Here is a 17,487-nt window from a genome sequence, read left to right on the forward strand (position 1 = left end):
AGCATCATGCTTATGTGCTGTTGCCAGGGTCCCTTTGTCTCTCTTAAAGTGTGTCGATACCGACAAATATACTTTCAGTAAAGAAAGGTTCCGCTGATACCCATTTAACGTCCAAATGCAAAACCTATACACAGCCTCAAAGAGTCAATGACTCTCGGCCCTTCCCCGGTAACTCGCGTTTCCGGGTGCATTGGTAACCGCAACCGGTGACAGAAATTCTGTCACAGCCGGTTACGGAGTGGACGCGTGGGGATTTGAACCCCAGGCCTCGGCGTTGCAAACGCCGCGCTCTTCCAGCTGAGCTACGCGCCCCTCACACATTATATTCAGTCGTTTGTTAGATACTGTTTAACAAACCATACAGCGTGAGTATGATATTGATGTGTTGGAATTGTGGCGATTGTACGGTTCATTGAAATGACCATGCTAATTCTGTCATACAGGTTGTGTTTGGATCATTCTTTAGGAGGTGATCCAGCCGCAGATTCCCCTACGGCTACCTTGTTACGACTTAACCCTCCTCACGGAACCTAGATTCGACCCCGGCAAAGACCAGGGACTCATCCAAACCCCACTAGGATGGTTTGACGGGCGGTGTGTGCAAGGAGCAGGGACGTATTCACCGCGCTATAGTGAAACGCGATTACTACAGATTCCAGATTCATGCGGGTGAGTTGCAACCCGCAATCCTAACTAAGGGCGGGGTTCGGAGATTGACTGCACCTTTCGGTGTTGTTACCCATTGTCCCGTCCATTGTAGCCCGCGTGTAGCCCGGATAATTCGGGGCATGCTGACCTACCGTTGCCCATTCCTTCCTCCCCTTTAGCAGAGGCGGTCCCGACAATGTCCCCAGCCATCCGGAGATGCTGCTGGCAATTGTCGGCGTGGGTCTCGCTCGTTGCCTGACTTAACAGGATGCTTCACAGTACGAACTGACGACGGCCATGCACCTCCTCTCAGCTAGTCATGTAAAACCTTCAGATTGACAATCATTCAGCTGTCTTATCCGGTGAGATGTCCGGCGTTGAATCCAATTAAACCGCAGGCTCCACCTGTTGTGGTGCTCCCCCGCCAATTCCTTTAAGTTTCAGCCTTGCGACCGTACTTCCCAGGTGGTGCGTTTCACGATTTCTCTTCGGCGCATCAGTAACACGTGGTTACCGACACACCTAACGCACATTGTTTACGGCTGGGACTACCGGGGTATCTAATCCCGTTTGCTCCCCCAGCTTTCGTCCCTCACTGTCGAAGCTGTTCTGGTAAACTGCCTTCGCCATAGGTCGTCCCTCGAGGATTACAAGATTTCACTCCTACCCCCGAAGTACGGTTTACCTCTCCCAGTTCCAAGACTGCCGGTATCTCTTAGACGCCTTCACGTTGAGCGCGAAGATTTCCCAAGAGACCTAACAGTCAAGCTACGGACGCTTTAAACCCAGTAATAGTGGCCATCACTCGAGCAGCCGGTATTACCGCGGCGGCTGGCACCGGTCTTGCCCTGCCCTTTCTTCACATATGATTTAGATATATGAACAGCCTGCATCGACAGGCACTCAGGGTTTCCTTATCACGATTGCTCGCATTGTAAAGTTTGCGCGCCTGCTGCGCCCCGTAGGGCCTGGATTCATGTCTCAGAATCCATCTCCGGGATCTTGCTCCCACAACCCGTACCGATAAAAGGCTTGGTGGGCCGTTACCCCGCCAACAACCTAATCGGACGCAGTCCCATCCTAAGGCGACGGATCTTTCGAGGATATACCATTCCAGGACATATCCACTATGGAGCATTAGCCCCAGTTTCCCGGGAGTATTCTCCACCTTAGGGCAGGTTAACCACGTGTTACTGAGCAGTATGCCGAGGTCTTACACCTCTCGACTCGCATGGCTTAGTCAAACCCTGATAGCAATGGCCTCTGGCAGGATCAACCAGAATTACTATTTTTTTACTTTTCTTTCTTATAGGCACACAGTTGTTGTTTCTACGACATAATCACAAAAACACAACCGTATGAAAGGAATCAGCGGTCATTTCAATGAATGTCCGCATCGCCACAATTCCAACGTCAGGACCAACAATCACTCCGGCATCAACCGGATGATTCGCGTTTTGTCCTCCACTTAAACAGCTCTACCATATTCGCATCAAATGCTTATATAGTCTTCGAACCGACTTCCCGGAACGCAGGCAAGCAACTTGCCCGGTTCTTGGAGCTCAGTTCGTGAGCCTTGCGAGGTAACATAATTACCCCCAATCACTTATAAACCCACCGAAACAGTGAGGCGGCGTCCGGGAAAAATTCCCGGATTGTGTCGCTCAGAGATCAGTTGACTTGTGAGGTAATAATGTTAGCCAATCAGGCATATAAACCAAACGGAATGATGTTTCAAAAAAGAAAGGATTGATGGGAATCACAGCTGCATGATCCGCGAAAGAGCATCAAAAACCATCTTTTTCCAGTGCTCCGGCGAAAAATGATATGTCTCACGCGCGAGAAGAACATCCGCAGACGGAGAATCCGACAAAAGCGCATCCATTCTATCAAGGGTAGATCGTGCCGCATCCTGGACCCAGAGATCGCGGATCTCCTGATTAACGACGAGAATCGACTCGGCACGCACGGAAATCAGGGTTTTACCCTCAGGATTCGTGTAGGCATTCGGCTTCCCGACAACCACCACGAACGACGGATTCGCCGTATCGATCTTAGCAAGCTGATGCATCGCCTCAGGCTGATACGAACTCGCGTTGATATAGAATATCCCGGTCGGATCGGAAACACGCGCACGGTACAAAATATTCTGATCACCGACCTTGTCCTTCTGCGTTATCGTCCCGGCGATCAGAACACGGTTACACCGCTCACCTGTCGGCAGCAAAAGATACACCGGACTCTTTTCATCCTCGGTATCCTTGATGGTCTTTGTAGCCTCGCGCAGTTCAGCGGCGAAAACGCGCTTTGCCGGCTCACGTTCATACGACATGAACTGCCCGTTTGGCACATTATTCGAATTCATACGTTGTTACCTCCTGCAGCAGCCCCGGCCCGATTCATAAGTTCGGCAGTGACTGTCGGATCGAGATGAATGAACTCCGCAGACTTCACCAGAATCCTGCCGTCGAACTCGTTGCCCATACATTTCACATATCGTCCGCACAGCTTCTCGGTAAGAACCGCCTGGATCTCCTCAAGACCCAAGGGACTGTTCGAGGCGATCTCAATCGCCTGTTCCATCGTCATACCGGAAAGTGCCTCGGTGACCTCCCGGTTTATAAGAACATTATATGCCCGCCGGCCGTCATCTACAACACCCTTGATCCGAAGATCGTAATGGAAAGCGTTCTGGATCTCATGGACCGGACAGAAGTTCTGCCGGGAAAGGACACGGTTGCAGCCCTCGACCGGGCATCGCCGGACAAGACCGGAACCTTTCGAAACCTGAACGATGGTCCCGACCACCTCATCAAGACGCGTCCCGACAGCGATATCCGCCTCGGGCTCGGCCGCAGAATACGTCGCCGGGTTCAGACTGATAGAAAGACGGCCGTTGAACTCATCCACCTTCGCGTTGATGATCTCATACACGCGTCCGAGTTCCAGCCGTTCCTTGGAATCATCCTGCCACAAAACAAATTTGATCCTGCCGGACTCATCGCCGACAAGACCGCTCTGCATCATACGTTCGCTCTTCGACTCCCACTCCTCGACGAACTTGACGCGAAGAGAGGCATAGCCGACTTTCAGATCGCGGATCGAAGAGATCGGAAGAGGCTCTTTCGGCGCAGAACTGCCTGAAGAAATCGGAACGGATATCTCGGCATCTTCATCCTGGATCCAGACGGCCGAATTCAGCGCCAGGGAAAGTCTCCCGTTGTACTCATCCACGCTCGCATAGAAGATATTGTATACAGCGCCCGGAACGAGTTTCTCCTTTTCAGGATCCTGCCACAAAACAAACTTGGTCCTTCCGGATTCATCGGCCAAAAGGCCGCTCTGCATCATACGTTCGCTTCTGGATTCCCACTCCTCGATAAACTTCACGTGAACGCAGGAAACAACGCCCGGCTTCAGATCACGCAGTTTCGTCGGCTCGGACGGAACCAGGCACCGGTCATCCTCGATCTCCGTAACGCGGGAACCCGAGTGGAGTTTCAGATTCGGAACGCCCTTAAAAGAATCAACGACCGCCGATTCGATACGATACCACTTTTCAAGTTCGAGCTTCGGCAGCTCCGAGGCTTTGGAAAAAACGACAAAACGTACGGCTCCTGTACTGTCCGCAAAGATCCCGCTCTGCGCGATCGCCGGAGAATTCGGGGTCTGCAGAGATACGACCTTGACCTCGACCGTCACCCAGTCATTTGGCTGGATATCGGCGATATTGACGATGTCGCCCGCCGGCGAACCGGATGCCTGCTTGGCCTCTTCGGGAATATTATACTGCTTATACTGATCGGAGAGCACTTTGCGTTCAGCTTCGAACGGCACCACACCAAACTCGTTGATGTAGAGGGTAAGTTTCTCAGAAATGTTTTGCTTGTCCGGCGAAACTCCTTTGGACACTAGGTTCTGGGAGATTCTGTCGGTAATCTGCTGGATCTGCTGTGCGTCCATTTTGATCTCCGGTTAAGAGATTGATTTGTAATGATATAAACCCCTTACCGCGTGGTGCGATAATGCCCCGGGTTTGAACAAAAACCCCGTTCCCATTGAATGAGAGCGGTGATATAAAATAGAGATAAACGGATCTAACTGATACCGTTTCGCCGTTCCATGACGATCGTATTCTGCCACACGCCGAAAAGGTCTTTTGCGATCCGCTCCCGATAACCTACCTCCCGGAACCCGCACTTTTTGTGGAGATTGATGCTTGCGGTGTTGATCGACAGAATGTTCACAAACAAACACCAGTATCCTTTCGCTTCGCTTTCCCTGCAGAGATGATCCAGCAGTTTTGTACCAAGGCCCATCCCCCGGAACGCTTTATCGAAGTAGATACTCACCTCCACAACGCCTTTGTAGGCCTCCCGGGAAGAAGTCGGGGAAACAGCGCACCATCCGACAACCATATCGTCCGCAAGCATGACGTAGCGGCAGTCTTTGAGATGTGCCTTGTCCCACTCTTCAAAAGTCGGACATACCGTTGCAAACGTCGAGATCCCTTCCAGCAGCGCCTGCTCGTAAATCCCGCTGACCCGCGGCCAGTCATAGTCCTGCATCTCTCGAATAGTACATTCCATCGTCATACTTTAGAATCCTCCAGTTTTGCCCCGCACACCCGGCAGTACGCCGAATCGTTCGATGAGACCACACCGCAGACCGGACACACCTTCCGCGAACGTTTGCCCGGAAAGAACAGAAACAGCGGCACGAAGAGGAACAGGAAGAAGAACGGCAATCCCAGAAGGAAAAACACGACAGTCAGCAGGATCGATCCGGCGAAAAGAGCGAGAGCTGCTTTCGTCTCAACCTGCATTTATATATCAACCTCTAAACTCACATCCGCACAGCGGACCGAATGGGTCAGCGCCCCCATACTGATCACATCCACATCGAGACCGGCGTATTTATCGACGGTCTCCGGCGTGATGCCGCCCGAGATCTCCAAAGTCACTTCCCCGCGAAGGCCTGCTTCCTCGAGAGCGGCGATCGCTTCGCGGATAAGTTCCGGAGTCATGTTGTCGAACATGATGATGTCGGCGCCGGTCTTTGCCGCAAGAAGAGCATCCTCTAAAGACTCGACCTCGCACTCCACCTTTTTATCGGAATATTCCCGGCATTTGCGTATCGCCTCATCGACCGGCATCATCGTCCGATGGGTATCCTTGATGAGAAACTGATCCGAAAGCGTGTATCGGTGAGGAAGAGCACCGCCGGCGATCAGGGCTTTTTTATCGAAAAAGCGGAGGCCGGGAGCCGTCTTCCTCGTTCCGGCGACCCTGACATGATCATTCACGACCGAAACGAGACGGGACGCCTTCGCCGCAGAAGATGCGATGCCGCTCATTCTACCCAGAAGATTGAGACACGTCCGCTCGAGAGAGAGGATCGCATGGACCGAGCCTTTGAGGTCGAGGATCTTCTCGCCCGCATGGGCCGTCGAACCGTCTTTGACCAGGACCTCGGTAAAAACCCCGGCGTTTTTAAACAGCCATTCGCACTCTTCTATGCCGGATACGACCATCTCTTCACGTGCCTCGATATGGGCCGAGACCACATTGTCTTCCAGAAGGGCAAGGGTCGTGATATCGCCTGCGGAAACGTCCTCGGCAACGAACGAGAGAAGCTGGTCGGTCGGGATCATTTATGCCGATGCCCCGATCATCCGCTCGATCGCAAGGCGGGCCCGGTCCGCGATGCTTTCCGGCACCTGGATCGGAACGACGCCGTCCCTAAGCGTGATGTAGAGATCCTCTTTCGTGATCAGTTTCATGTTTGAACAGACCGCCGTATCGATACCGTGGAATATGGTGTCCGGATACTTTTTCTGCAACGGATGGATGATCCCTTTCTCCGTCAGAATCACCCACTCTTTCTTTTCGCCGCATCTGCGGATCATGTACCCGGTCGAGCCGACCAGATCGGATGCGAGCTGAACGTCGGGAGAGCATTCCGGATGGCAGATGATCGTCGCGTTCGGATACTCGCGTCTCGCCGCTTCCACGTCCCGGACGGAAAACTGGTGGTGAGTTGGGCAGCCGCCGTCTTGCGGGACGGGGATGATCGTTTTTTCAGGTACGAGACGCTGGGCATATGCCGCGAGATTTGCATCCGGACCAAACAGGATCGTATCTTCCTTAAGGGAACGGACGACATCCGCGGCATTTGCGGACGTGCAGGTGATATCGCACTCCGCTTTGGTTGCCGCATTCGAGTTCACGTACACAACAAACGGCGAACCGGGATGGGCTTTTTTCGCTGCAAGAACCGCTGAAGGGTTCAGCTGATCGGCAAGCGGGCATCCGCCGTCCGGTCTTGGGATTAGAACAGTCTTTTCCGGCGAGAGAATCTTTGCCGTCTCGGCCATGAAGTAGACGCCGCAGACGACAAGCGTCGACTCCTTTGCTTCCTTTGCCTTGCGGGCAAGTTCGAGCGAGTCTCCGGTGATGTCGGCAAGATCCTGGATCTCGGCCGGCTGATAATTGTGTGCAAGGATCAAAGCGCCTTTTTCGGCGGCGAGCTTTTTGATCTCTTTTTCATAGTTCATGCGCCTATCACCAGCGGATTGTCAAGATTTTTCAAAAGCGAGAGGATCGAAAGGGCCGCAAGATAACTCGTTGCCGGATTATCCGGGGACGGGACGTTTCTGACGCGTATGTATGCCTCGCCGAACTCTCCTTCGAAGAAGATCTCATGCATGTTCCGGTCCTCATTCGGATCCATCCACAGTTCGACATCCACATCTCTGCCGCAGGCGATCGAAAGGGACTCGGCGACGTTCGTGTTCTTCGGATACTGGTGGACGCAGTCGTAGGCTTTGCCGGTAAAGATACAGGTCTTTTCCTCGGCCTCACGCGAAAGGGATTTGGGATTTTTCGTTGTGCGGAGCACGAACTTGTCGATCGACGAGATCTGTCCGACGCGGATATTGTCCAGTCCCATGATGGCGCCTGATGGGATGTGGATCTTTTTCTTCATCTCGCGGGCGGTCTGGATGAGTTCTTCGCGGAAAGAGATGTCTGCAAGTGCTCCTACACTCATGATGACAAGATCTTTTCCCGCAAGAAGAATACTCTCTGCATGGGACGTGGCCGCCGCAACGGATGCCGCCTCGACGACGATATCGGTCGGCTCTTTCAGAAATTCGGAAAAATCCGAGTAGGGGGATGCGCCGAACTCTCTGCCGAATGCCTCTGCACGTTCAAAAACCACATCGTATACTGCAGTAATTTTGAAGTTTTCCTGACTCTTTGCGATCACGTGACCGATATTTCCGCACCCTAAAAGCCCGACGGTAATCATAATTAGTACAGAGTTTCGGATTATAGATAGTTAAGGATTGTGCCGTCTGCACGGGACGTGGAAAAAAGAGGGGGTCATTTTTGATATTCCAGGATATCTCCCGGCTGACAGTCGAGGACCCGGCAGATCGCTTCGAGCGTCGAAAACCGGATAGCGGCGATCTTGCCGGTTTTGATTTTGGAAAGGTTGGCATTGGTGATGCCGACCTTTTCCGCAAGTTCGCCAAGAGACATTTTTCTGTCCGCCATTACGCGATCGAGTCTGAGAATGATCGGCATGATCAGAGGGTCTCATCCGCCTGTTCCTGAAGATTCAGGCCGTACTCGAAGATGTGGGCAAGGGAATACACGACGAATGCAAGGACCAGGCCTTCGATGCTGAAGTAGAACATGTCCATCGAAAAGCCGATGATTGCCTCGCCGATCGCTTCGATGAATGCCGGAACAACGGAGATTACGGCAATCAGAACGGCGATGGTTTTGAGATGCTGGGCATTTTCTTCGGTAAACGGAAGGAGCGTCTTGCGGATTCCGGAAAAGATGCGTCCGGCGATGATAAGGATCGCCATAAACAGTCCCATATACACAAAGGAGACGATCGAGAACAATGCGATGAGTCCCGGGATCATCCCGACGGTTAAAACGGATTCGCCGCCGGCGGAGAGGATGGTCGCATTTTCGGAGGCAAGAACGTCGCTAAACAGCTCCGGACCGGCGATTCCATATATGACCGCGGCCGCGCCGAGAAGGAGGATCATACATGCAATAACGATCCATCCAAGGATACGGGCGATCTTTAAAACGATATCTGCAATACGTGCGCTTTTTTCTATTTTTGTCTGGGTGGCATTCATTAAACTCGTCACACTCACATATTTGCTGCACGACATTAATAAATTATCGTTTATCGATAAAATATAATCGACATAAAATAAACAGCCGCGTGACGGAGTACTTGATGAGCAACGAAAGCACATCTAGCAGTACGATGGATGATCATTCGTATGTTGCCGCAGTCGATCTGGGAGCGACGCATCTGCGTGCAGGAATCATAGATGAAGAGGGAGAGATCCAGGCATTTTCCCAAAATGAGGTCAAAGATTGCCAAAGCGCCGTGGATATCCGGTTGCTGATCTGCAGTATGATCGAGGATCTCGGCGAAACTTCGGGAATTACGCCCAAAGCGATCGGCGTCAGCACCGCGGGACCCGTCGATCTGAAGACCGGTTCGGTCGTCGGTTCGCCCAATATGAAATGCGAACAGATCTTTCTTGCCGGACCACTGGAGGAAAGGTTCGGCATCCAGGTTACGATGATGACCGACTGCAAAGCGGGCGTCCTTGGCGAGTATTACTTCGGCGGGGCAAAGGATGCGGAAACGCTCGTCTATCTGACCTTTTCCACCGGGATCGGGGCAGGAGTCCTGGAGAGGGGAAAACTCTTGTGCGGTTCGAACGGAAATGCCTCAGAGGCCGGCCACTTTCTCGTGGACACGACCTGGAATCTCCCCTGCGGATGCGGAGGGACCGGACACTGGGAAGCCTACGCGAGCGGAACGGGCATCCCAAACTTTTTCCAGGCATGGAGAGAGGCTCGCGGCGATTCCGAACCGAAATCCTCGCTGAATGCAGGACAGATCCTCTACATCGGGAATTGGGGAAACCCGCTGTTTAGCTCTTTCTGCGATGAACTCGCAAAAATAAACGGGCGGGGCATTTCCTCGGTGATTGCGGCCTACAATCCCGATCTCATCGTAATGGACGGACCCATCGTCAGAAACTATCCGTCGCTTATTGCCGGAAGAATGACCGAATACATCGATCACTACCTCACGATTCCCGAGATCCGGATCTCCGCTCTCGAGGGAAAGGGCCCTCTGCTCGGCGCGTCGGTCTCTGCGTTCAAAGCGCTTGAACGCAGGAAATTATGACGGTATTTCTGGAAAAACGAAAAAGATCGGCATATTCTGGCTGCCCCTCCCAGTAACTAACTCCAAGAGTATATAACCTCAGACCTGCAAAATTAGATAGAATCAATGAAAGACTCAGTATTTACCCGCTTTCGAAAATGGTTTCAAAACTACTTCGTGTTCTTTGGACCAGGACTTCTTCTCGCGATAACCGCAGCCGGCGAAGCGGGAGTTACTGAGGCAATCGAGATAGGGGCCCATTACGGGCCGGCCCTGATTTGGGTCGTTGTCATCACTCTCATTTTCAAATATGCATTCACCAACGGGATCGCGCGATATACGCTCGCGACGAACCTGACCATCTTCGATGCGCTGAACCGTCTGCCCGGCCCGAAAAACTGGGGTTCGTACCTGATCATCGGCTCCTATCTCATGGAGATGTTTGCGGTCGGTGCGATGCTCGTTTTCGCTGCAACATTTTTAGACTATCTTCTTCCCGGCATCTACTCGGTCTTTCTGATAGCGGTTTTCCTCCTGTTGCTAACGCTCGTGGTTATCAGATCGAGTTCATACGCGATCCTCGAACCGGTCATGGCCGTCTTGGTCAGCGTACTTGCAGTCGTCGTTCTCGCCGCCCTCACCCAGTTCCCGTTTTCCGTTACTCTTCTCCTCGAAGGTTTGAAACCTACGATCCCAACCGGGTCGGAGATGGCGATCCTCGCAATTCTGGGAGTGGTCGGGTCAGGACTGAACCTCATGCTCTATTCGGTCTGGCTATCCCAGAAAACGAAGATCCACTCGGAAGACGAACAGGAATGCAATCTGCTAAACGAATCTTTTTTCCGAAAATACATCCGCAGTGTGAATGTCGACGTGATAACCGGATTCGTGATCGTCGCGATCATCACGATCGGTTTTATGTTCCTCGGATATGCAGGATATGCCGTATCCTTCATGCCGCACGGAGCGGAGATCACGCTTGATACGCTGATCACGCAGGTCCTCTATATTTTCGGCTCGATCCCCTACGGACCCTATTTGTTTTTGATGTTTGTGGCGGTCATCTTCTTTGGAGCGGTCGTCGTGGGTATGGATGCCCGGGCACGGGCGCTTGCGAAAGTAGTCCTTCACCTTGGAGAAGACAGCAGGGTAAAACTGCCGAACGAGTTTAAGCTCTACCAGATCGTGCTCCTCGTATTTACCGGCGTGATTATTTTTGCCATGCTCATTGCAAATCCGATGACGGTAATCCGGGATATCTCGGCGCTTTCGGCGATCCTGTTTGGTATCTTCGGCTTTATCGTCATTTATCTGGACAGCAGACTGCCGAAGTATGCAAAAGGGTCCAGAGTCTGGATGGCCATCATGGCAGTCGGCAGCGGACTTTCGATCTACATCGCGCTTTTGATCGAGGCCTCGTTCCTGCAAAACGGCATCCCCTTGATCGAACGTATGCTCGTGATCGTTGTGGTGCTCTTCGTTTTTACCAAAACGGAGATGTTCAAAAAGCTCGTCAGCGGAGCTGCGACCCTCCCCGATAAGGTATGGACGGTCATATTAGGCGGCGGGCTTTCGATTTACGGCGTGTTCAGAGGAATCGACGTTAACGGCCTTATCTTCAACTTCAGCGCGATCGGACCGATCGTTGCCGGACTTTTAGGCGGGCCGATCGTCGGCGGACTTGCAGGCCTTATCGGATGCATCTACCGGCTCGCCCAGGGCGGACCGACCGCTGTCGGCTGTTCGCTCGCCATTCTCGCGGCCGGTCTTATCGCAGGGTTTGCCGTCCGCTGGTGGCAGGGAAGGATCACCGTCTTCAAAGCGGCCCTTTTAACCGTCATCATCGAATGGATCCACCTCCTCGTCATCGTGCCGGGATGCGGACTGATCATGGGTACGCAGACGATTGATGAAATCATCGCGATCATCGCAAGCACGTTTTTGCCGATCACGATCGTCAATACTCTCGGAGTAGCGCTGTTTGCGTATTTTGCGAAGGATCACCTCGTGTTTGCTGCCGGAACCGGCAGACTGTTCGGCGGAAAACAAAAAACCAATGAAGATACTGGAAAGGAAACTGACGTGAATATCAGGGAGGAAAAGTAAATGTCCCATCATCACGAAAAACCGCCGAAAACGAAATCGGCGAAGTACATTACCATCGGGCTCATCACCCTCACGGTCATCATGTTCATCGTCGCATTCCACCCGTTTGGCACGATCATTACCACGCCGTTTCCAAAAGACGAAGTGATCATCGCGGTTTCCATGCCGTTTGAAGGAGAAATGGCAGAGTTCGGCATCGAATATATGCGGGGAATCGAACTCGCGGTCGAAGACATCAATGATGAAGGCGGCATCCGGGGCGTCCCGGTCCGGGTCGAATACTACAACAACAAAGGAAACGTCACGCTCGCAAAAGCCCAGTTCAAAGCGATCAAAGAAAGCGGAGTCCCAGTTGTGATCGGCGCATTGACAAGCACAGTGACGCTTGCCCTTGCCCCGTATGCGGAGTCATACGAGATCGTTCTTATCTCTCCATCGGCAACATCTGCCGGTCTCTCGGCATACGGCAATTACGTATATCGAACGGTCTCTTCCGACTTCTATCTCGGCGCCGGCATGGCGAAGATCATCGGCGGCAGAAACGAAACGCAGAATGTGATGATGATAAGTCTCGACAACAGTTACGGAAAAAGTCTCAAATACGCCTTCATGAACGAAGCCAACAGTTCCTATCCGGATATGCATATCGTCTCCGCCATATCGGTCCCCGACTCTAATACGGTGAACACGACCGAGATCATTGCCGAAATGAAGAAAACCGACCCCCAGTCCGTTCTGCTGATCGTAAACCCGAGCCAGTGCATAGAGATCATGCTGGCCGCAGAAAAGGAGGGACTCGACCCGACCTGGTTTGGCTCGGACATGGTGACCAACCGGCAGGTCCCTCAGGAAGTCGGTGAATACTCGGAAGGCCTCATCGGTTTTTCCCAGGCGAGAAGGATCTCCGACCCCTCATACGAAGAGCATTACGAAGAAACCTTCGGAGAAGCGATGATGACCCGCGACTCGATCTACGGATACGACACGATGATCGTGGTGTCCCAGGCAATCGAACACAGCGGATACACGGCGGACGGCATCAGGGAAGGTCTCGACCTGATCAGACATGTCGGCCTTACCGGAACGATCGTCTTCGACGAAAAAGGAGATGCCTATCCGTCGTATGATGTTATGCGGCTTCAAAACGGCAAATGGGTCGATCTACCGTGGAGAGAGGTCCTGACCTTCGAGAAGAAAGCGGCTGCGATATCCTCGGCTCACGGCACCTCCTCCCACTGATCTTTTTTGGTATCTTCTTCGGAAATATCAAGTAGTAATCCCGCCAACATAGTACCATGGCAATCACACTTGATTCAACTATCGCTGACCTTCTCCGCGAGAAACCTGAGTCTGCAGCAACCCTCCAGAGCTTCGGTATGGGCTGCCTCGGCTGCGCGATCGCAAACAACGAAACCATTCGCGAGGCCGCAATGGTTCACGGCATCCCATTAGAAGAGCTTGCAAAAAAGCTCGGTCTCTAAATATTTTTCTTTTTTAACGATTTCAGTTCCAAAACACCGGCTTCGGGATTTGCGAGAAGATGATTCGCCACCCGTGGTTCGTGAACTAAGCGGCAGTCCATGCAGCTCCAGATCTCGCCGTGAGGCGTCTCGATCATCTGCCCGTATTCCGTGTCCATGCAGGGGTAAAGCGGGCAGTAACAAAAACTGCACTGCTGATCGGCATAATTATGGCACGGATAATACGGACAGTCCTCCGGGATCCATTCGTTCCAGTGGTCGCCCCCGTACCTGCTGTAGATGAAAAACGACGGCCGGTGCCGTTTGACGATCGCAGGGTTTCCCCGGGACCAGCCGCGGGTCACGCCCCAGGTGGAGAGAAGATAGTTGTCGAACCGGACAAGAGCCTCGGTCAGGGCATGGGACACGGCTTTTGAGATCCGCATGCCGGTCTCGGTCAGGGGTCCCACAAACGCCTCCGGGATCCCGTCCGTTTTTTCGCAGGCCACAACCACGGCGTCCGTGGACAAAGCGCTGCCCGGAACTTTTCTCGCCGTGATCACCTGCATTTTCGCTTCGGTGACCGTCATCATAGCCCCAAGCAAAGCGGCGTCGGTGAGCGGACGCTCGCACGTCACGATGATGTTGATCGTCCGGTTCCGGTCTGAAACGGCGGCGGTCACAAAAACCGTAACGTAGTCATAGCGGGCGATGCAGAGGTTCGTGATCGGCAGAGCGGTCAGAAGACCGAAATACGGATGGAGAAATCCATTCCGCATCGAGACAGTGCTGATGTGCCGGGAAGCATCCTCGGAAAACAGCCGCGGGACCGAGATGTTCAGAATCGATCTGACGTCCGCAAGGCCGCCGTCCACACCGTTGCTTGCCGCCCGAAAGTTTCCTCTGACGATCAAAACATCCTTTCGCAGATAATACCGCATGGTCAGAAGTTCCCGTCCTGCTCGAAACTTCTGCCAAACCGCAGGGCAAGCTCCGCTTTATACAGCTCTTTACCGAGATACGCTGCATGGTCCAGCAGGGAAACGCCGTCTTCAGCGAGGATCTCAGAGAAGACATCGTACCACGAGGTCCCCCGGATCGCCTTTCCATCTCTGACGGCGACGATATATCCGTTCTCGATCCCGATACGGAAGTTTCCTTTCGGATCATACTCGAGGGAGTCCGAAGGAACCCCGGCGTCCCGGATCTCTTCGTAGAGAAGGGGAGGTTCCCGCCGGCAGCGTTTTTCTTTGAGGATCAAAAGATCGAGACCGACGTCCTTTGGATACGGGCGGTCTTTCGACAACGTCATCATCTCGACCGCACGCCGCATCTCGGCAGTTGCCCCGTGCGTTTTGTCCGAGTGTTCGGAAATCAACAGGCACGCGGTCCCCGTTTCGGCAGCGACCGACGCAAGCATAGCGCACATTCCCGGACTGTCCGCGTCCACCATCTCGACGACGTTCACGCATCCAAGCACCTTCGGGCAAACTGTCTCCGGCAGATAACCGGCAAGGGACCGGGTCATCCCCGAAAGCGGCGGCTGGAGAAGCGGATCGGCGAGGATTTTGAAAAGTCCGGCATCCAGAGCCGACGAGATCGTCTCCTCGAGAGATGCATCGTCCCGCGGGATCAAAACAACCGCCGCTCCCGCCTCCAGGATCTTTTCTGCGAGAAGAGGGATCGTTTCTTTCGTAAGCGAAAGGATCAGATCCGCACGGAAAAGCGCGGCTTCGATCAGAATCGGATCCAGCGTGTCGATCGAAAGCGGGATGTCCAGATCCGCCGCCATCGAAAAACACCTTACCACATCATCCTCGGTCGCATCGAACCCGAACCCGAGATCCACGATGTCGGCCCCGTTTTCATGGGCACTAATCACCGCTTCCCGAAGGAAGGGGTGCCGGTGGGCGTCCATGATCTCATGGATCACCTTGATCCGCGAGGTCCCCCCGATCTTCACGTCCCGGATCGTAAAAAACGGCTCGGCCTCGAACTCGGCAAGGATCAGATTCTGCCGGGCGGCCTTTCTTTTCTCTTCGGCAAGCATATCGTCGGCCGGCATATCCGCTGAAAGCCTGCCGGCCGATATCAGCGGAACGCACATCCCCATATCGGCCGCGTGGCGCGTTCCTTTCCTGATGGGAACGCCCGTTCTCTTTTCCGTATCGCGAAAAGACGCCGTACACATCCCGGAAACGACCGCAAGATCGCAGGGGTGCGCATGAATCAGCTTTTCTAATGATCCGGGCGTTAAAAAAGAAGCAATTTCGCCTGTTTCGACGATCTCACAGGTAAACTCGGTTACCTTGGATAATGCCAGAACGAGGGAGGGGGCACTCTGGCGTCCTGTGGGAAAGAGAACATGCATTGTATGTTATCCTTATGTTTTTGTACTTACATAGTAATTACCGTAAGATGGTTCTCATTACCTGCGATCTGCATATCCACACGAGCGCTTCAGCGGACGGAAAGTGCCCCGTCAAAGACGTGATTGCGAAAGCGAAGGAACGCGGACTGGATGCGATCTCGATAACCGACCATGACACGACCGAGGGAGCGAAGCAGGCGCTCGCACTGAAAAACCCGGGGATCCTGATCATTCCGGGCATCGAGGTCTCGACAAAACAGGGACATCTCCTCGTGCTCGGCACGACGAAGATGTTCGAGCAGGGAAAGGATGTTCTCGAGACGATCCGGGAGGCAAAAGCAGAAGGCTGCCTCACGATCGTTCCCCACCCTTATCACCGCTGGCGGCACGCGGTCGGTCTCCACTCTCCCGACGCCCTGCAGGAAGCGGACGCGATCGAAGTGTTCAACAGCAGATACTATATAGGGACCGCGAATTCCCGCGCTGCGAAGGTCGCCAAAAAATATCATAAACCCATGACCGCAGGATCCGACGCCCACACCTGCCAGTTCGTCGGCTACGGGATCAATATCATCGACGCGGAGGAACGGACCGTGGCGTCGGTCCTCGACGCGATCAGAAAGGGAAAGATCGAGAGCAGATGTAAAAAGACGCCGATTCGAACCTACACCTCCCAGTCGTTCCACAATGTCGTCCGAAAGGTCCGGAGGCAGACCTCCCGGATGAAGCCCCGGCGGGTGAGATGAAACTCGCGTTCCTTGCAGGATACCGGGGACAGAACTTCGCCGGCTCCCAGTACCAGCCGCATAAACGGACCGTTGAGGGAGAATTCGTGGCCGGCGGTATCGAACTCGGGCTTTTTTCCGATGCAAAGGAGGCGCATTTTCGAACCGCAGGACGGACCGACAAAGGTGTGAGTGCGAGAAGACAGCTTTTTTCGATCACGACCGAGAAGCCAGAACTCGCAATTGAGGCGCTGAACTTTCATCTGCCGGACGATATCTGGTGTATCGGTGCCGCCGAGGTCGACGAAGAGTTCTATCCAAGATACGCCGCACGGGAACGAAGCTACCGGTATTATTTTCCGTATCCGGCGGATGTTTCCCGAATGCAGGATGCGGCGTCCCGTCTGATCGGAACGCACAACTTCAGCGGGTTTGCAAAAATGGAGGCGGGAAGGGATCCCGTCCGGACCGTGACCCGCGCCGAGGTTTTTGAAGGAAAGGACGGCTGCCCGGTCTTCGAGGTCGCCGCGAAAAGTTTTCTCTGGAACATGGTCAGAGGGATGGCAGGTGCTTTGCAGACGATCGGCCTCGGCCTATGCGAACCGGACGTCATCGAAGAACTTCTGAGTTCCCCAACGGCCCGGGTTCATCCGGCGCCGGCAGAAGGGCTCGTCTTCTGGGACGTGGTCTGCGATCTTTCTTTTACCCCGATGCGGCAGAAACGCGAAGTAAAGCGATCGCTTGCGAAAGAAGCGGCCGCGGCACGTGCCGATATGCATACCGCCGAGGCACTTTTGGAAGACGATCCGGAAGAGTTCTGGAAGAAAAAAGTGATCCGCGGATACTCGGCATTGATGAAATAGGAGTTGTGCGGGGTTGGTTTTTATTCAATACGGGAAAGGTACGGTTTGGTGGGGAACACAGAGATAATTTAACCGCGAATCTCCGCGAATTCCCA

General features: G+C 53.5%; 17 protein-coding genes, 1 tRNA gene and 1 rRNA gene. 6 read left to right on the forward strand and 13 right to left on the reverse strand.

Going from position 1 to position 17,487, the window contains the following annotated elements; translation table 11 throughout:
- Positions 1–239 precede the first annotated feature (239 nt).
- The 11 genes from MLAB_RS08780 to MLAB_RS08830 form a co-directional block, all read right to left on the reverse strand.
- Positions 240–312, reverse strand: a tRNA-Ala gene (locus MLAB_RS08780).
- A gap of 152 nt (positions 313–464) precedes the next feature.
- Positions 465–1,931: ribosomal RNA gene (locus MLAB_RS08785) — 16S ribosomal RNA — on the reverse strand.
- Positions 1,932–2,407: 476 nt separating this feature from the next.
- On the reverse strand, positions 2,408–3,013 hold the full coding sequence (locus tag MLAB_RS08790) for an RPA family protein (RefSeq protein ID WP_011834024.1): 606 nt from the start codon (positions 3,011–3,013) through the stop codon (positions 2,408–2,410).
- Entirely contained in the window at positions 3,010–4,611 is a 1,602-nt protein-coding gene (locus MLAB_RS08795) for a hypothetical protein (RefSeq protein WP_011834025.1), read from the reverse strand. Before MLAB_RS08795 ends, MLAB_RS08790 begins: the two co-directional genes overlap by 4 nt.
- Positions 4,612–4,745: 134 nt before the next feature.
- A complete protein-coding gene (locus MLAB_RS08800) occupies positions 4,746–5,243 on the reverse strand; it encodes a GNAT family N-acetyltransferase (protein ID WP_011834026.1) in 498 nt (165 codons plus the stop codon).
- A complete protein-coding gene (locus tag MLAB_RS08805; protein WP_048062130.1) occupies positions 5,240–5,473 on the reverse strand; it encodes a hypothetical protein in 234 nt (77 codons plus the stop codon). The genes MLAB_RS08800 and MLAB_RS08805 overlap by 4 nt, the downstream gene beginning before the upstream one ends.
- Positions 5,474–6,301 carry a carboxylating nicotinate-nucleotide diphosphorylase gene (nadC, locus tag MLAB_RS08810; RefSeq protein ID WP_011834027.1) on the reverse strand — a complete coding sequence of 276 codons (828 nt, stop codon included), beginning with the start codon at positions 6,299–6,301 and terminating at the stop codon, positions 5,474–5,476.
- A complete protein-coding gene (gene nadA / locus MLAB_RS08815) occupies positions 6,302–7,204 on the reverse strand; it encodes a quinolinate synthase NadA (protein WP_011834028.1) in 903 nt (300 codons plus the stop codon).
- Positions 7,201–7,959, reverse strand: a complete 759-nt coding sequence (gene nadX / locus MLAB_RS08820) for an aspartate dehydrogenase (RefSeq protein WP_011834029.1) — start codon at positions 7,957–7,959, stop codon at positions 7,201–7,203. The genes nadA and nadX overlap by 4 nt, the downstream gene beginning before the upstream one ends.
- Before the next feature lie 74 nt (positions 7,960–8,033).
- A complete protein-coding gene (locus MLAB_RS08825; protein WP_011834030.1) occupies positions 8,034–8,237 on the reverse strand; it encodes a helix-turn-helix domain-containing protein in 204 nt (67 codons plus the stop codon).
- Positions 8,238–8,239: 2 nt separating this feature from the next.
- Complete coding sequence (locus tag MLAB_RS08830; protein ID WP_187146120.1) at positions 8,240–8,848, reverse strand: DUF2975 domain-containing protein; 609 nt, start codon at positions 8,846–8,848, stop codon at positions 8,240–8,242.
- 68 nt (positions 8,849–8,916) lie between these two features.
- On the opposite strand from MLAB_RS08830, the gene MLAB_RS08835 reads away from it, so the two are divergent.
- From MLAB_RS08835 to MLAB_RS08850, 4 genes are all read left to right on the forward strand, one after another.
- Positions 8,917–9,888 (forward strand): ROK family protein, encoded by a 972-nt coding sequence (locus MLAB_RS08835; RefSeq protein WP_011834032.1) that lies wholly within the window; start codon positions 8,917–8,919, stop codon positions 9,886–9,888.
- Positions 9,889–9,993: 105 nt separating this feature from the next.
- Positions 9,994–11,973 carry an Nramp family divalent metal transporter gene (locus MLAB_RS08840; RefSeq protein ID WP_011834033.1) on the forward strand — a complete coding sequence of 660 codons (1,980 nt, stop codon included), beginning with the start codon at positions 9,994–9,996 and terminating at the stop codon, positions 11,971–11,973.
- Positions 11,974–13,212, forward strand: coding sequence for an ABC transporter substrate-binding protein (locus tag MLAB_RS08845; RefSeq protein ID WP_011834034.1), 1,239 nt, complete (start codon positions 11,974–11,976; stop codon positions 13,210–13,212).
- Between the two features lie 56 nt (positions 13,213–13,268).
- Positions 13,269–13,454: a DUF1858 domain-containing protein gene (locus tag MLAB_RS08850; RefSeq protein ID WP_011834035.1), complete on the forward strand. Its 186-nt coding sequence runs from the start codon at positions 13,269–13,271 to the stop codon at positions 13,452–13,454.
- Here the strand turns inward: MLAB_RS08850 and MLAB_RS08855 are convergent.
- Together MLAB_RS08855 and MLAB_RS08860 are read right to left on the reverse strand one after the other, a co-directional pair.
- Positions 13,451–14,374 (reverse strand): cysteine-rich small domain-containing protein, encoded by a 924-nt coding sequence (locus MLAB_RS08855; RefSeq protein WP_011834036.1) that lies wholly within the window; start codon positions 14,372–14,374, stop codon positions 13,451–13,453. The two genes, MLAB_RS08850 and MLAB_RS08855, sit on opposite strands and share 4 nt — an antisense overlap.
- A 2-nt stretch (positions 14,375–14,376) precedes the next feature.
- Positions 14,377–15,804: a DUF4346 domain-containing protein gene (locus tag MLAB_RS08860; protein WP_011834037.1), complete on the reverse strand. Its 1,428-nt coding sequence runs from the start codon at positions 15,802–15,804 to the stop codon at positions 14,377–14,379.
- A gap of 47 nt (positions 15,805–15,851) precedes the next feature.
- Between MLAB_RS08860 and MLAB_RS08865 the strand changes: the two genes are divergently transcribed.
- Together MLAB_RS08865 and truA are read left to right on the forward strand one after the other, a co-directional pair.
- Complete coding sequence (locus tag MLAB_RS08865; protein WP_011834038.1) at positions 15,852–16,550, forward strand: CehA/McbA family metallohydrolase; 699 nt, start codon at positions 15,852–15,854, stop codon at positions 16,548–16,550.
- The gene (gene truA / locus MLAB_RS08870) at positions 16,547–17,392 is read left to right on the forward strand and encodes a tRNA pseudouridine(38-40) synthase TruA (RefSeq protein WP_011834039.1); all 846 of its coding nucleotides are present in this window, start codon (positions 16,547–16,549) and stop codon (positions 17,390–17,392) included. The genes MLAB_RS08865 and truA overlap by 4 nt, the downstream gene beginning before the upstream one ends.
- Positions 17,393–17,487 lie beyond the last annotated feature (95 nt).

The organism is Methanocorpusculum labreanum Z (assembly GCF_000015765.1).
Lineage (GTDB): Archaea > Halobacteriota > Methanomicrobia > Methanomicrobiales > Methanocorpusculaceae > Methanocorpusculum > Methanocorpusculum labreanum.

Excerpts from the sequence above, each read along its gene's own strand:
- MLAB_RS08830 (WP_187146120.1), bottom strand. The coding sequence starts at position 8,848 with ATGTCGTGCAGCAAATATGTGAGTGTGACGAGTTTAATGAATGCCACC.
- MLAB_RS08865 (WP_011834038.1), top strand. The coding sequence starts at position 15,852 with ATGGTTCTCATTACCTGCGATCTGCATATCCACACGAGCGCTTCAGCG.
- MLAB_RS08790 (WP_011834024.1), bottom strand. The coding sequence starts at position 3,013 with ATGAATTCGAATAATGTGCCAAACGGGCAGTTCATGTCGTATGAACGT.
- MLAB_RS08795 (WP_011834025.1), bottom strand. The coding sequence starts at position 4,611 with ATGGACGCACAGCAGATCCAGCAGATTACCGACAGAATCTCCCAGAAC.
- nadA (WP_011834028.1), bottom strand. The coding sequence starts at position 7,204 with ATGAACTATGAAAAAGAGATCAAAAAGCTCGCCGCCGAAAAAGGCGCT.
- MLAB_RS08845 (WP_011834034.1), top strand. The coding sequence starts at position 11,974 with ATGTCCCATCATCACGAAAAACCGCCGAAAACGAAATCGGCGAAGTAC.
- MLAB_RS08855 (WP_011834036.1), bottom strand. The coding sequence starts at position 14,374 with ATGCGGTATTATCTGCGAAAGGATGTTTTGATCGTCAGAGGAAACTTT.
- MLAB_RS08800 (WP_011834026.1), bottom strand. The coding sequence starts at position 5,243 with ATGACGATGGAATGTACTATTCGAGAGATGCAGGACTATGACTGGCCG.
- nadC (WP_011834027.1), bottom strand. The coding sequence starts at position 6,301 with ATGATCCCGACCGACCAGCTTCTCTCGTTCGTTGCCGAGGACGTTTCC.
- MLAB_RS08840 (WP_011834033.1), top strand. The coding sequence starts at position 9,994 with ATGAAAGACTCAGTATTTACCCGCTTTCGAAAATGGTTTCAAAACTAC.
- MLAB_RS08860 (WP_011834037.1), bottom strand. The coding sequence starts at position 15,804 with ATGCATGTTCTCTTTCCCACAGGACGCCAGAGTGCCCCCTCCCTCGTT.
- truA (WP_011834039.1), top strand. The coding sequence starts at position 16,547 with ATGAAACTCGCGTTCCTTGCAGGATACCGGGGACAGAACTTCGCCGGC.
- MLAB_RS08805 (WP_048062130.1), bottom strand. The coding sequence starts at position 5,473 with ATGCAGGTTGAGACGAAAGCAGCTCTCGCTCTTTTCGCCGGATCGATC.
- nadX (WP_011834029.1), bottom strand. The coding sequence starts at position 7,959 with ATGATTACCGTCGGGCTTTTAGGGTGCGGAAATATCGGTCACGTGATC.
- MLAB_RS08835 (WP_011834032.1), top strand. The coding sequence starts at position 8,917 with ATGAGCAACGAAAGCACATCTAGCAGTACGATGGATGATCATTCGTAT.
- MLAB_RS08825 (WP_011834030.1), bottom strand. The coding sequence starts at position 8,237 with ATGCCGATCATTCTCAGACTCGATCGCGTAATGGCGGACAGAAAAATG.
- MLAB_RS08850 (WP_011834035.1), top strand. The coding sequence starts at position 13,269 with ATGGCAATCACACTTGATTCAACTATCGCTGACCTTCTCCGCGAGAAA.